This is a genomic window from Mesoterricola sediminis (genome assembly GCF_030295425.1).
Classification (GTDB): domain Bacteria; phylum Acidobacteriota; class Holophagae; order Holophagales; family Holophagaceae; genus Mesoterricola; species Mesoterricola sediminis.
Genome location: NZ_AP027081.1, coordinates 803,437 through 817,124, shown reverse-complemented (window position 1 = coordinate 817,124; position 13,688 = coordinate 803,437). Strand labels below are relative to the sequence as shown.

Below are 13,688 nucleotides of genomic sequence, written 5' to 3'. Positions count from 1 at the left end.
CTTGATACCGAGGCCCCCCGGGGCCGGGAGGGTGTTGAGTCGATGCGGTGGGGATCTTTGTTCTTTGTGGCCTGCCTGGCCGGTGGGGCCGCGCTGGCCCAGGATCCGGACGACCGGGTGGTGGGCACGGACCGGCACGGCCGCGCCATCACCGTGGGCCGGTTGTGCCGGGAGCTGGACTTCCGGGGGGCCACCTTCCAGACGGGGGTTCGGCTGATGGACCGCGCCTCCAGCCTCTTCGACCTGGAGGGCGCCGACTTCACGGACGCGCGGCTCCAGGGCGTGGATTTCACGGGACTCTCCCTCCGCCACGCCGACTTCACCCGCGCCGACCTGACGGGGGCGCGCCTGCCGGCCCGGACCCGGGCCGACCGGACGGTCACCTTCCGGGACACCCTGGATCCGGACGGCCGCCTCATCCACCCCGTGGACGACTGGATCCGGGCCTCGGCCGCCGCCGAGGACCCCGCGGTGGCCGAGGCCCGGGGGGCCCTGGCCCACCTGACCGCCTCCTACGCCGAGTTCTTCCGGGGGGAGGGCTGGGTGGGCGCCTTCCAGGAAATGGGCCTGCATTCCCTGCACGGCGATCCCCGGCAGCTCACCCACCTGCGGGGCGGCGCCGCCGGGGACGGCTTCGCCGTCCTGTGCGGCGACGGGAAGACCCTCCTCATCGTCCTGCCGGACCTGGTGAGCATCCTGCTGGCCCCGAGCCCCGTCGCGTGGATCGGGCCGGCCCCCGCCGGGGACCTCTACGTGGCGATGCCGGCCACCCAGCACCTGGTCCAGTTCTGCCTGGGCGCCTACACCCTGGAGGACGCGCGCCGCGGCCGGGACGTGCCCTTCGAGGTCATCGCCCACGGCCAGGCCCTCCCCACGCGGCCCGAGCTCTACGCGCCCACGGGGAAGGCCCTCGAATTCCTGGACCTGGAGAAGGGCCTCAAGTACCGGGCCGCCCTGGGCCAGGATCTGGCGGCCGCGAGCATCGCCAGCCGGTGGCCCAGCCTGCAGCTCCGGACCTACGGCTACGGCCACGGACCCTTCGGGGACAGCATGGGCTTCCAGGGCCTGGCCCCGGGCGTCCACGCCTTCAGCCTCATTCCGGGCCGGGCCGAGCTCGGGGAACGCGCCCTGAAGCCCTTCCTGGTGGGCCTGCCCGCCCAGGACCCGGGGAGCTACCGGGCCCTGCGCCTCCGGTCGGGCCGCATCTGGGTCCACCTGGACGGGTCGCTCCAGTGGCTGGACCCCGTGGCCATCCAGAAAGGGACCCTGGATACGGGCAAGCGCCTGACCCAGCCCGCCCTCACCGAGGGCCCCGACGGGTGCCTGTGGTTCACCGATCCCGAGGGGGGCCGCCTGGGCCGCGTGGATCCGGAGGGCAAGCTGACCTGGACCGCCCTGCCCAAGGGCAGCCGCCCCACCCAGCTCATCGACGGCGGGGATGGCCGGCTCTACTGCCTCCTGGCCGGGCGCGGCACCGTGGGGTCCCTCGTCGTGACCCTGGCCGCCCCCGAACCCGAGGTGGAGCCCAAGGCCCCGGCCAAGCCCCGGCCAGCGCCGGTGGAGGAGAAGACCGCGGCGCCCGCCAAGCCCCTCCTGCCCACCCTGGAACTGCCCCAGCGGCCGCGCCCCACCGTCGAGGCCCTCCTGGCCACCCTCGACTGGGACCATGTGGCCCAGCGCCACTTCCACCCGGGCGGCCCGGACCGCAGCCGCTTCCACCTGGCGGACAGCAACCGGGAGACCCTCCTGGCCTTCGCCCGGGAGGCCCTGGAGGCCGGCCATACGCCCGTGCCCAACATGGACCGCACCTGGCTGATCTTCCACCCCATGGGCCGGGAGATCGGCGAGGCGCAACGCTGGACGGACGGCCAGTGGGTCCCCTCGTCCCTCCTCGTCGTCCGCCTCAGCGAGGACCGGGAGCGGATCGTCAGCCTCTACCCCAAGTCCCCCTTCTGAGCCCGGGCGGGCCGGCCCGCTATACTCGGGCATGACCGAGCCCGCGCCTTCTCTTTCCCGGCCGCTTACCCTCACCCTCGCGGCCGCGACCGGCCTGGCGGTTGCCAGCATCTACTACGCCCAGCCCCTGCTGCCCACCATCGCCGGGGTCTTTGGCCTGGCGCCGGCCCGGGCGGGCCTGCTCGTGACCACCGCCCAGGTGGGCTACGCCCTCGGCCTGGCCGGCATCGTGCCCCTGGGTGACCGGTTCGAGCGCCGGGGCCTGATCGTGGCCATGACCCTCCTGGCCGCCCTGGGCCTCGTCCTGACCGCCCTGGCGCCGGCCTATCCGGTGCTCGTGCTCGGCATGGCCCTCACGGGCCTCTTTTCCGTGGTCACCCAGATCCTGGTGCCCTTCGCGGCGACCCTGGCCACCCCCGAGGCCCGGGGCCGGGTCGTGGGCACGGTCATGAGCGGCCTCCTCCTCGGCATCCTCCTCGCCCGCACCGTGGCCGGGGCCATGGCCTCCCTGGCCGGCTGGCGCAGCGTGTTCTGGGCGGGGGCCGCGGCCCTGGCCCTCATGGCCCTCGTCCTCCGCCGGGTCCTGCCCCGGCACCACGCCCCGGTGGACCTGTCGTACCCCCAGCTGCTCGCCTCCATCCTCACCCTGTTCCGGGAGGAGCCCCTCCTGCGGCGGCGGGCGTTCTTCGGGGCGTGCGCCTTCGCCAACTTCAGCGTGTTCTGGACCTCCATGGCCTTCCTGCTGGCGGGCCCCCCCCACCGCCTGGCCCCGGCCGCCATCGGCCTCATGGGGCTGGCCGGCGCCGCCGGCGCCCTGGCCGCGTCCATGGCGGGCCGGATGGCGGACGCGGGCCGGGGGGCGCGCGCCACCCAGCTGGGCCTCGGCCTCATGTTCGCGTCCTGGATCCCCCTCGCCCTGGGAGCCCGGTCCATGACCGCCTTCCTGATCGGCGTCCTCCTCCTGGATTTCGCCGTCCAGGGGATCCACATCAGCAACCAGACGGCCCTTTACCAGATCCGGCCGGAGGCCCGGAACCGCCTGACGGCCGGTTACATGACCGCCTACTTCGCCGGGGGCGCCCTGGGGTCCCTGCTGTCCGCCTCCGCCTATGGCCGGTTTGGGTGGAACGGGGTGGTCGGCATCGGTCTCCTCGTCAGCGCCGCCGGTGTGGCCGGAATCCTGCCGTGGCGTGGGAAAAAGGCCGCCCTGCCTGAGGGCGCCGGTACGTAATCCACCGTATTTCCAGGGACCGGGCCCGTCCCCATCCTTGAAGACATGAACGATTGCCTTCCCAACCCCCTGGCCCCCAGCCCCGCCCGGACCTCCCGCCTGACCCCCCTCGCCTGGGACCCGGCCTGGGAAACGGGGGATCCCCGCCTCGACAGCCAGCACAAGGCCCTCGTCACCGGGGTCAACCGTCTGGCCTTCGCCATCGCCTGCGGCCAGACCCAGGAAGAGGTCTGGCGCATCCTCTCCTTCCTCATCGTCTATGTGCACACCCATTTCCGCACCGAGGAAAACCTCATGGCGGAAAAGGGCTTCCCGGAGCTGGCCGCCCACGCGGACGAGCATGAGCGGGCCCGGGCCTACCTGGATCGCCTGGTCAACACCTACCGGGCCGGCAGCACCAGCGATCTGGAGGAGCTGGTGTCCTTCCTGGCCGCTTGGCTCACCGAGCACTTCCTGGGGACGGACCGGGCCTTCGCCCAGCACCTCCAGGACGAAGCAGGACCCCTCAGGCCGTGATCCGGGTGCCGGCCTCGCCGCGCAGGGCCGCGGGCAGGTGGGCCGGATCGGTGATGATCGCCTCCTTGCCGCCCCCCTCCAGGAAGGCCACCACGGCCTGGATCTTGGGCAGCATGCTGCCCGGCTTGAAGTGCCCCTCGTCGATGTAGCGCCGGGCGTCGGCCAGGGTCAGGGTGGCAAGCGCCCGCTGGGTGGGCTTCCCGAAATCCAGGCACACCTGCTCCACGGCCGTGGAGATGACGAGCAGTTCCGCTCCAAGCTGCCGGGCCATCAGGCTTGAGGCCAGGTCCTTGTCGATCACCGCCGCCGCCCCAGTCAGGCGACCTTCGGCGTCCTCCACCACGGGAATGCCCCCGCCCCCGCCGGCCACCACCACGAAGCCCGCGTCCAGGAGTTCCCGCACGGCCTCCAGTTCCAGGATGGCCTTGGGACGGGGGGAGGCCACGACGCGCCGGTAGCCCCGGCCCGCGTCCTCCACCAGGTCCCACCCGTCCTCCCGGCGATGCTTGTCGGCCAGCTCGGCATTCATGAAGGAGCCGATGGGCTTGTTGGGCTTGGCGAAGGCCGGATCGGCCCGGTCCACCAGCACCTGGGTGACGACCGTGACGGGAGTCCGGGCGACCCCTCGGGTCCGGAAGGCGTTCCGCAGGGCCCGCTGGAGGTGGTAGCCCAGGGCCCCCTGGGTGTCGGCCACGCAGGAGTCCAGGGGCACGATGTGGAGTTCCTGGGCCGCCAGCTCCGAGCGCCGGAGGATGAAGCCCACCTGCGGCCCGTTGCCGTGGGTCACCACCAGGCGGAGGTCCTCGCCCTGGAGGAGGGCGGCGATGTGCTCGCAGGTGGCGGCGGCCGCCGCGTACTGGTCGGCCACCGACTGGCGGGTTTCGTCGGCGATGAGGGAATTGCCGCCGATGGCGATGACGACGGTGCGGGCCATGGAACCTCCAGGGTGAAAAAAATTTATAAATGAGAGTAAAATTTTTTCAAGCCTTTTTTGATCCCCTGGTCTTCTTTTGGGTCCAGGTGATGTTTGCCACATCACCCCCCAAAGCCTAGGCGGCCTGGCCGCGGCTAGGCGATAGTGAAGGCAAATCCGGAGTCCACCCATGTCCCCAGCCCCCTCCTTTGCCCTGGTCCACGACGAGACGTCCATGGGCGAGTGGCACCTCCTGCACCTCACCGCCCTCGGCAAGCTCACGGAGCTGGACGCCGCGATCGCGGGGCGGGACTGGGTCGGCATGGAGCGGGCCGCCCGCTGGATCTACGAGGTGCTCCGGCCCCACAACGAGGCCGAGGAACGCGAACTCCTCCCCCTGCTGGAGGAGCTGGGCGCCGAGGCCCTCATGGACCAGCTCGTGGGCGACCACCGGGAGATGTGGGACCTCACCCTCCACCTGCTGAGCGGCAACGACGGCGGCAGCGTGCGGGAGCAGGGCCCCTACCTGGAGGTGGCGCGCAAGCTCCTGGACCTGGTCCGCCAGCACATCGAGACCGAGGAGCGGGTCATGCTGCCCCTCCTCAAGGGCAAGTCCCTCTACATGGGCGCCGAGGTGAACGAGGACGGCTACCTCATCCTCGAGAAGGAGCTGCTGGCCCCCGAGACCTGGAGCTTCGTCGTCCAGGCCCCCATGGTGGCCCGGGGCCGCAAGCCCGGCCAGTTCCTGATGGTGGCCCCCTTCCCCACCAGCGAGCGCATCCCCCTCACCCTCGCCGACGGCGACCCCCGCGCCGGCTGGATCCGCTTCATCATGGTCGAGGTGGGCGCGACCACGCGCGCCATGGGCAGGCTGAGCGCCGGCGACAAGCTCTTCGCGGTGGCGGGCCCCATGGGCGAGCCCACCGAGCTCGTGGAGACGGGCACCGTCGTCCTGGTGGCCGGCGGATACGGCAGCGCCGCCATCCTCCCGGCGGCCAAGGCCCTCAAGGCCCGCGGCCAGAAGGTCATCACCATCCTCGGCGGCCGCAGCCGCGAGCGCGTGCTCCTGGCCGCGGAACTGGAGGCCGCCAGCGACGAGCTCATCATCACCACCGACGACGGGAGCCTCGGCCGCAAGGGCATCGTCACCCATCCCCTGGCCGAACTCATCGAGCGCGAGCCCATCGCCGAGGTCATCGCCGTCGGCCCCATGCCCATGATGCAGGCCGTCTCCGAGGCCACCCGGCCCAAGGGCATCTTCACCCTGGTGAGCCTGAACGCGCTCATGGTGGACGGCACCGGCATGTGCGGCGGCTGCCGCGTCACGGTCGGCGGCGAGCAGAAGTTCGCCTGCTTCGACGGCCCCGACTTCGACGGCCACAAGGTCGACTTCGCCCAGCTCCGCATGCGCCAGGACTGGTACCGCGCCGACGAGACCAAGGCTTCCGACCACGTCTGCAACCTGGGCCTGCCCTCCCATCCCGTCACCGACGCCGATCTGCCGTTCATCGCCCCCGTGGCCGACCTGGACTGGCAGAACCTGGACCTCCCCACCCTCAAGCCCGCCCAGCGCATGAAGATCCCCCGCCAGGTCGCGGCCTGCCAGGAACCCTCCCACCGGGTCGCCAACTTCCGCGAGGTCACCCTCGTCCTGAACCCCGAGCAGGCCCGGCTCGAGGCCGCCCGCTGCCTGGACTGCAAGGTCCCCAAGTGCATCGAGGGCTGCCCCGTCAACATCGATATCCCCAAGTTCGTCAAGCAGATCGAGGCGGGCAACCCCCTCGAGGCCGCCCGCATCCTCAAGCAGTCCTCCTCCCTGCCCGCCGTCTGCGGCCGGGTCTGCCCCCAGGAGAAGCAGTGCGAGGCCAAGTGCGTGGTGGGCATCAAGGGCGAGCCCGTGGCCATCGGCCGCCTGGAACGCTTCGCCGCCGACGCCCTCCTGGCCGCGGAGCCCGAGACCCCGCCCATGGCCCCCCCCACCGGCAAGAAGGTGGCCGTCGTCGGCGCCGGCCCCGCGGGCCTGACCGTGGCCGGCGAGCTCGCCGGGAAGGGCCACGACGTCACCGTCTTCGACGCCCTGCACCGCCCCGGCGGCGTGCTCCTCTACGGCATCCCCGAGTTCCGCCTGCCCAACGAGATCGTGGACAAGGAAGTCGCCACCCTCCGCCGCATGGGCGTGAAGTTCGTGCTCAACACCCTGGTGGGGCGCAGCATGACCCTGGCCGAGCTCAAGGCGGACTACGACGCCGTGTTCATGGGCACCGGGGCCGGCCTGCCCAAGATGCTCGGCATCCCGGGCGAGGACTGCAAGGGCATCTACACCGCCAACGAATTCCTCACCCGCATCAACCTCATGCGCGCCGACCTCTTCCCCGAGACGGGCACCCCCGTGACCGTCGGCCGGCACGTGGTCGTCGTCGGGTGCGGCAACACCGCCATGGACGCGGCCCGCGCGGCCCGGCGCATGGGCCCCGACACCGTGTCCATCGTGTACCGCCGCACCATCAAGGAATCCACCGCCCGCAAGGAGGAGCTCGAGCACACCGAGGAGGAGGGCGTCCAGTTCCACTGGCTGACCAACCCCATCCGCTGCATCGGCAATGACAAGGGCTGGATCACCCACATCGAGTGCGCCGAGATGGAGCTCACCGAGCCCGGGCCCGACGGCCGCCGCGGCGTCCGCGCCACGGACCGCACCCTCCTCCTGCCCTGCGACACCCTCGTCATCGCCCTCGGCTTCTCCGTGAATCCCCTGCTGGCCCAGGTGGAGAAGCGCCTCGAAACCCTCAAGGGCGGCGTCGTCGCCGTGGACGCCAAGACCGGCGAGACCACCGTGCCCGGCATCTTCGCCGGCGGCGACGTGATCACCGGCGGTGCCACCGTCATCCTCGCCATGGGCCAGGGCCGCCGCGCGGCCGAGGCCATCCACCGTCAGCTCACCGAGGCGAACGGGTAGGGCGGACAGCCCCTCCTTTTTTTTCAACGCGATCTGCTGCGCCTAGGCTGTGTTCGGAATCTATAGATTAGAAAAATAGTTAACTTGTACTCATACGTAAAGGCTCGTACACCACGAATTTTCCTGGGGTAACGATGCCGAGAAGTTTCCTGACCGATGCCATGTGGGCAAAGCTTGAACCGCTCCTTCCGCCAGAGCGTGGAGGGATGGGGCGATCCCGTCACCCCAACCGTCCCATGGTGGAGGCGATCCTGTGGAGGCACAGGACTGGGGCGCCGTGGAGGGACCTGCCGGAGGAATTTGGACCTTGGACAAGCGTGTACACGCGATTTGAGGCCTGGACCAAGCGCGGCGTGTGGCAAAGGATCCTGGAGTTCCTGCGCAAGGAAGCCGACCTGGAGTGGGTCATGCTGGATGGCACCATCATTCGCGCTCATCAACCTTCAGCAGGCAAAAGGGGGGGGCTCTGGAACCAGGCGCTCGGACGATCTCGGGGTGGATGCTCGACCAAGATCCATTTGATCTGCGATGCCCACGGTAATCCTTTGGATTTCCTGGTCACTCCGGGGCAAGCCCATGAAAGCCGGTCTGCTGAAGGATTGCTGTGCGGTTGGCAGGCAGAGTACGTGTCCGGAGATCGGGCCTACGATGGGAACCCGGTATGGAAGGCGATCGAGGCCATGGGTGCGACAGCCGTCATCCCACCTCATCCCCGGCGCAAGAATCCGGCGGCCTGGGACTCACACCTATACAAGGCCCGCCATGCCATCGAGCATGGGTTCGCCAAGCTCAAACAGTTCAGGGCGCTGGCCACCAGGTTCGACAAAACGGCGCGAAGTTTCTCAGCCCAGGTGGCTTTGGCCTGCATCGTGATCTGGCTGAGGCTATGAGCGGAGGGTGACAAGCGTTCCGGATCCTCATTGATCCTATGAAACGCGGAGGCGCGGAGGATCTCGCAGAGGGTCGCGGAGGAAAGCGCTCCTGGAACCTGCCACCTCCCAATGACACGTCCCAACGGGAGGCGTGATGGGAAGGCATTGGGGAGAGGTCGACGGGGAGGATCATCCGCACAAGGAGATCACCCAGGCCATCATCGGGGAGGCCATCGAGATCCAGAAGGCTCTGGGGCACGGACTCCTGGAAGATCCCTACAAGGTCTGTCTGGCGCACTCCCTGAGACTGGCCGGCCATAAGGTGAAGCGGGAGGTTTTCCTGGATATCGAGTGGAGGGGGCTTGTGGGCTTGATCCTTTCTCCGCGAGCCTCAGCGAGATCCTCCGCGCCTCCGCGTTCCAATAGGATGCTGCGTATGCGCGGCGCCATCAGGCACTGCAGCACAGACTCACGATTCCAGCTCCTCCATGCTCCGGCACGGATGGGAATTAGCCATTACTATCCTAGATTACGAACACACCCTTGGGTTCCTGGGCCATCCATGAATTTCCATCGCTTGAAGGGAGGACCACCCGGCCTACCTTCCATGGCCAGGCCTCCCCCCAGCGGCAGGCCGGCCCCAGGAGCCTGGGACCGGGCCCAGGCGGAATGCGCATGGGTTCGCGGAGGGAGGCCCTGGCCCTGCCCGGCGCCAGGTGGTCGCAGAGCTCGTTCGGTTGCCTTAGCCGCGGGCGTAGCGCTGGAGTTTCTGGATATCCAGGATCCGGACGACGGGGAAGGTGCTCTGGATCAGGCCGAGGTCGGCGAGGAGGCGGAGGGCTCGGCTGAAGGCTTCGCGGCTGGCGCCGATGCACTGGGCCAGGTCCTCCTGGGTCTCCTTGAACTCGACCAGCGCGCGGCCGGGATTCCGGCCCTGGTACTCGAGGATCAGCTGGCCCACGCGCTCGGGGACGCTGTGGAGGCTCAGGGTCTCGACCAGGGAGATGAGGTGGCGCACCTTGCCGGCGAAGTGCTGGATCATGCACATGGCCACGGCGTTGTTCTTGACGGCCATGAGCCGCAGGGCGTTGGCGGGGACCAGCCAGCACTCGGTGTCCCCGTGGGCCTCGGCCCCGCTGGCGGCCACGCCGCCGTCGAAGACCTGGACTTCGCCCACGCAGGTGCCGGGCTGGAGGATGTCGATGACCTGGACCTTGCCCCGGCCGTCGGTGCGGAAGACCTTGAGGGCCCCCTGGACGACGACGAAGACGCCCGGGATGGTCTCGCCCTGGCTGAAGACGGGGGTGCCGTCGGTGTACTTCCTGAGCTCGCTGACGGCGGCCAGTTCCTCGGCTTCTGCCGCCGGCAGGCCCGCCAGGTATTCGATCCGCCTCAAATTGACTACCGCCTGGGCCATGGGCACCCCAAAAGCACCCGTGATTTGTATCACACAAGTCGGGGCCCGGGAACACGCGGGCGGTATGAGGCACAGACCACCCTTCCGGGGAACGGAGGGAGCGGCGAGGGAATCCAAGGTAGGCAGTTCCAAAAAACCGTGGAAAGGCAAGACATGTACAAATCCCAAGGGTTCCGGGAATGGGAAATTGGGGATATAGACGTCATCAAACGTGGCACCAAGTACCACCTGTTCCATCTGGTGCTCCCCAACCACGACTACATCGCCCACGCCATCTCGGACGACGGGATGAGCTGGGCCCGCACCCGCAACGCCCTCTTCACCGGGGAGCCCGGGGCCTGGGACGACGACATGCTCTGGACCATGCACGTGAGCCACAACCCGGCCCGGAAGGTGTACGAGATGTTCTACACGGGCCTCCACCGGGCGGAAAACGGGTATTTCCAGCGGATCGGCAGGGCCGTCTCGCGGGACCTCGTGGCCTGGCGGAAGGACAACGAGCACAACCTGCCCCTGGTGCCCCGGGGGGAGGTCTACGAGGGCCCCGGCACGTCGGAGCGGGGCTGGGTCTCCTTCCGGGATCCCTTCCTGTGGCGCAGCGCGGAGGAGGAGTGGCTCCTCCTCTGCGCCCGGGTGGCCGGGGGACCCGTGAGCCGGCGGGGCTGCGTGGGGCTGGTGCGCCGCACCGACGAGGGCTACGTCCTGGAGCCGCCCCTCTTCTTCCCCCGCATGTACGACGACATCGAGTGCCCCTGCCTCCTGGAGCTGGAGGGCACGTACTACCTCATCGGTTCGGTGCGCGAGGACGTGGAGGTGCACTACTGGTGGAGCGAGACCTTCCGGGGGGAGTACAAGGCCTTCAACGACAACGTCCTGCTGCCCCGGGGCAACTACGCGGCACGGACGATGCGCGACGGGCCGCGGACGCTGGTCTACACCTTCTACATCGATGCCCTGGACGTGAAGGCCGGCACCCGCAGCCTGCCGCCGCCCAAGGAGATCCGGCGGCGCACGGACGGAAAGCTGGAGCTGGTGAGCTTCCACCGCTGGATGGACAAGGTGCGGGCGCGCACCGCCATCGATCCGGACCTGCTGGAGCCCCGCCTCGCCAACGGCGCGGCCTCCCGCGCGAAGGACGGGGAGCGGACGCGGTTCGCGTGCCGCAGCGGCTTCGAGCTGTTCACGGTGGCGGTGGGGAACGGGAGCTGGATCCTGGACCTGGAATGGCAGACCCTGCGCCAGGGGGACGCGGGCCTGGTGTTCTCCCTGGACGACCACCTCAACGGCTACTTCGTGAGCCTGGACGCGGAGAAGGGGCGCGCCCACATCCGGGCCTGGGGCAACCGCCTGGAGCGGGTCTTCGAGAACTACATCTACGAGAGCCTCCAGATCGGCGAGTTCACTCCCGTCGCGGACCGCCGGCACCGGCTCCGCCTGATCCGCTGGGGACCCTACATCGAGCTCTCGGTCAACGGGGTGGTGCGCCTTTCCCTGGTGGACGGGCGCTTCTCTGGCGCGAACCTGGGCATCTACCTGGAGAGCGCCGAGGTGGCCCTGGCGCCCCCGCTGCTCATGGCCCTGGATCCGCCGGCCCACGACCGGGCCTGAGGCCCAGGAGGCGCTGGTCGTAGTGGCGCAGCCCCTCCAGGACGCCGGCGGCGCTGGGCTGCCGGGCGAAGTAGACCCGCGCCCGCCCCCGCAGGTCGTCCAGCTCGGGCCCGTGGTTGCCCACCACGATGCCCAGCATGTCGCCCACGAGCATGTCCCGGTCGTTGCCGCTGTCGCCGGCCACGATGAAGCGGTCCAGGGGGATGCCCCACTTGAAGGCCAGGTAGCGGACCGCGTGGCCCTTGGAGGCCCGGGCGGGCAGGACGTCCAGGTGGCGGGAGCGGCTGAGGATGAGGTTGGCCCGGAGCCCGGCCCGGTGGAGGCCCTCGGCCACGTCGCCCAGGGGCGGCAGGCGCCCGGGGCGCACCACGTAGCTGAGCTTGCAGGGCCCCTGCTTGCGCCGCGCCTGGAGGCGGAGCCCGGGCACGTCCCGGAGGGCCTGGGCGAGGTCGTCCCGGCGCCAGTCCTGGCGGATGTGGGCCGCCCAGGCCTCGTCGGGGGCCGCGGTGGCGCCGTAGCGGATCTCGGAGCCCACGCCCCCGATGATGACGTCGGGGACGGGCACGCCCCAGGCGCGGAGGATGCGCAGGGCGCTCTCCACCTTGCGGCCCGAGGCCACGCCGAAGGCCAGGTCGCCGCGCCTCGCCGCCACCCAGGCCATGAGCTCGGCCAGGGCCGCGGGGTCGCCGGTGAGGGTGTCGTCGATGTCGCAGACCAGGACGGCCCGGGCGTGGAGGAAGGGGGTCGCCAGGCCATCGGGGCGCGCCCCGGCGCGGGCCCTGCGGGCCCGCTTGCGCAGGCGCCGGAGGAGGCGCAGGGCCAGCTTGAGGTAGCGGTCCACGTGGGCTTCCCAGGTGTAGGCGTCCCGCACGCGGCGAGGGCCGTTGCGGGCCCACGCCGACCAGCGCGCGGGGTCCGCCAGGGCTTCCCGGATGCCGGCGGCGAGGGCGGCGGGGTCGTGGGGCGGCACCACGAGCCCGTGGCGGCAGTTGGCGATGATGTCGCGGGGGCCGCCGCTGTCGGTGGTGACCACGGGCAGGCCGGTGGCGGCGGCCTCGAGGAGGGTCAGGCCGAAGCCCTCCTGGGAGCTGGGGTTGACGTACACACCCCGGCGGAGGGCGGCGAGGCGGTAGAAGGCGGGCACGTCCCCGGGCTGGTGGGCCTTGGGGAAGGCGACCTGCCCGAAGAGGTCGTGGCGGTCGAAGGCCAGGAGGAGGTCCTCCCAGGTGCGCCGGCCCTCCTCGTCCATGCCGCGGATGTCCTCGTGGCGGCCGGCGACCACCAGCAGGTTCGCGGCCTCCCGCAGGGCCGGATCGGCGCCGAAGGCCTCCACGAGGCCCAGGAGGTTCTTGGAGGGAACGGGGCGGCCGATGCAGAGCACGAGGGGCTTGCGGGGCCGCGCCAGGAAACGGTCCACCAGGTGGGCCATGGCCGGGTCGGGGCGGCGGGATACGGGCGGGGAGAAGCGGGCCAGGTCGGTGCCCGGGGGGATCACCACGGCCCGGCGGGGATCGAAGCGGTCGTACAGGCCATACTGCTCCGCCGTCTCCTGGCGGGTGCTGGCGATGACCCCGGAAGCGTGGCGGAGCACCTCCTCCTCCGCCCCGATCCGCCGCTCGAAGTGGAAGGTGCGCTCCAGGGCCGCCTCCCGGCCCCCGGCCATGAGGAGCCGCTCCCGCTTGCAGCGGCCCAGGGAATGGGCGGTGTGGAGGAAGGGGATGTCCAGGAGGGTGGACAGGCGAACGGCAACGAGGCCCGCGTCGCCGTAGTGGCTGTGCATGAGGTCCGGCAGGCGCGGCAGGTCCCGCGCGAAGACCAGGTACCGGTCCACGAGGTGGTCCAGGTGGTCCCAGAGCCGCTCCTTGCGGATGTAGCGACGGGGCCCGAAGGGCAGCCGGATGATGCGGGCGTGGGGGCCCAGGGCCTCCTCGGGCCGGGCGTAGTCCTCCGACACGGCGGGGTCCTCCACGAGCCGGGTGAGGAGGTCCACCTGGGCGACGGCCTCGTTCCGGGCCAGGGCCCGGGCCAGTTCCAGGACGTAGAGGACCTGCCCCCCCGTGTCGGGGTCGCGGCCCAGTTCGGGCGCCTCGCCCCGGATGAGGCCGTGGACGCTGATCAGCAGGATGTAGACCCCACGCTCCCTCATCCCCGCCTCCGCCGCGAACGCGCAAGGGTGAGATGCCCCCCGGGCCGGACGGGTTCCAGGTACGCGCGAAGGC

At 70.5% G+C, this 13,688-nt stretch carries 9 protein-coding genes and 1 pseudogene; 7 read left to right on the top strand and 3 right to left on the bottom strand.

Going from position 1 to position 13,688, the window contains the following annotated elements; genetic code table 11:
• The first annotated feature begins 66 nt into the window (after positions 1–66).
• Genes R2J75_RS03510 through R2J75_RS03500 form a run of 3 tightly spaced genes read left to right on the top strand, consistent with a single transcriptional unit; the run spans position 67 to position 3,703 of the window.
• Entirely contained in the window at positions 67–1,956 is a 1,890-nt protein-coding gene (locus R2J75_RS03510) for a pentapeptide repeat-containing protein (RefSeq protein WP_316411599.1), read from the top strand.
• Positions 1,957–1,987: 31 nt separating this feature from the next.
• On the top strand, positions 1,988–3,187 hold the full coding sequence (locus tag R2J75_RS03505; protein WP_243334809.1) for an MFS transporter: 1,200 nt from the start codon (positions 1,988–1,990) through the stop codon (positions 3,185–3,187).
• A gap of 45 nt (positions 3,188–3,232) precedes the next feature.
• A complete protein-coding gene (locus tag R2J75_RS03500) occupies positions 3,233–3,703 on the top strand; it encodes a bacteriohemerythrin (protein ID WP_316411080.1) in 471 nt (156 codons plus the stop codon).
• On the opposite strand, the gene R2J75_RS03495 is transcribed toward R2J75_RS03500, so the two are convergent.
• Positions 3,693–4,637, bottom strand: a complete 945-nt coding sequence (locus R2J75_RS03495; RefSeq protein WP_243334814.1) for a carbamate kinase — start codon at positions 4,635–4,637, stop codon at positions 3,693–3,695. The genes R2J75_RS03500 and R2J75_RS03495 overlap by 11 nt on opposite strands.
• A gap of 169 nt (positions 4,638–4,806) precedes the next feature.
• On the opposite strand from R2J75_RS03495, the gene gltA reads away from it, so the two are divergent.
• From gltA to R2J75_RS19785, 3 genes and pseudogenes are all read left to right on the top strand, one after another.
• Complete coding sequence (gene gltA / locus R2J75_RS03490; RefSeq protein WP_243334816.1) at positions 4,807–7,572, top strand: NADPH-dependent glutamate synthase; 2,766 nt, start codon at positions 4,807–4,809, stop codon at positions 7,570–7,572.
• A gap of 134 nt (positions 7,573–7,706) precedes the next feature.
• A complete protein-coding gene (locus R2J75_RS03485) occupies positions 7,707–8,462 on the top strand; it encodes an IS5 family transposase (protein WP_316411079.1) in 756 nt (251 codons plus the stop codon).
• Between the two features lie 136 nt (positions 8,463–8,598).
• Positions 8,599–8,793 (top strand): annotated as a pseudogene (locus tag R2J75_RS19785) (GxxExxY protein); the annotation flags it as partial.
• Between the two features lie 393 nt (positions 8,794–9,186).
• Here the strand turns inward: R2J75_RS19785 and R2J75_RS03480 are convergent.
• Positions 9,187–9,840 (bottom strand): Crp/Fnr family transcriptional regulator, encoded by a 654-nt coding sequence (locus tag R2J75_RS03480; RefSeq protein ID WP_316411078.1) that lies wholly within the window; start codon positions 9,838–9,840, stop codon positions 9,187–9,189.
• Positions 9,841–10,014: 174 nt separating this feature from the next.
• On the opposite strand from R2J75_RS03480, the gene R2J75_RS03475 reads away from it, so the two are divergent.
• Positions 10,015–11,469 carry a glycoside hydrolase family protein gene (locus R2J75_RS03475; RefSeq protein WP_279341711.1) on the top strand — a complete coding sequence of 485 codons (1,455 nt, stop codon included), beginning with the start codon at positions 10,015–10,017 and terminating at the stop codon, positions 11,467–11,469.
• Here R2J75_RS03475 and R2J75_RS03470 read toward each other — a convergent pair.
• A complete protein-coding gene (locus R2J75_RS03470) occupies positions 11,432–13,615 on the bottom strand; it encodes an HAD family hydrolase (protein WP_243331164.1) in 2,184 nt (727 codons plus the stop codon). The two genes, R2J75_RS03475 and R2J75_RS03470, sit on opposite strands and share 38 nt — an antisense overlap.
• Between the last annotated feature and the right edge of the window lie 73 nt (positions 13,616–13,688).

What these genes read in the sequence shown, in the direction of transcription:
- R2J75_RS03495 (WP_243334814.1), bottom strand. Translation starts at nt 4,637, where the DNA reads ATGGCCCGCACCGTCGTCATCGCCATCGGCGGCAATTCCCTCATCGCC.
- R2J75_RS03500 (WP_316411080.1), top strand. Translation starts at nt 3,233, where the DNA reads ATGAACGATTGCCTTCCCAACCCCCTGGCCCCCAGCCCCGCCCGGACC.
- gltA (WP_243334816.1), top strand. Translation starts at nt 4,807, where the DNA reads ATGTCCCCAGCCCCCTCCTTTGCCCTGGTCCACGACGAGACGTCCATG.
- R2J75_RS03470 (WP_243331164.1), bottom strand. Translation starts at nt 13,615, where the DNA reads ATGAGGGAGCGTGGGGTCTACATCCTGCTGATCAGCGTCCACGGCCTC.
- R2J75_RS03505 (WP_243334809.1), top strand. Translation starts at nt 1,988, where the DNA reads ATGACCGAGCCCGCGCCTTCTCTTTCCCGGCCGCTTACCCTCACCCTC.
- R2J75_RS03475 (WP_279341711.1), top strand. Translation starts at nt 10,015, where the DNA reads ATGTACAAATCCCAAGGGTTCCGGGAATGGGAAATTGGGGATATAGAC.
- R2J75_RS03485 (WP_316411079.1), top strand. Translation starts at nt 7,707, where the DNA reads ATGCCGAGAAGTTTCCTGACCGATGCCATGTGGGCAAAGCTTGAACCG.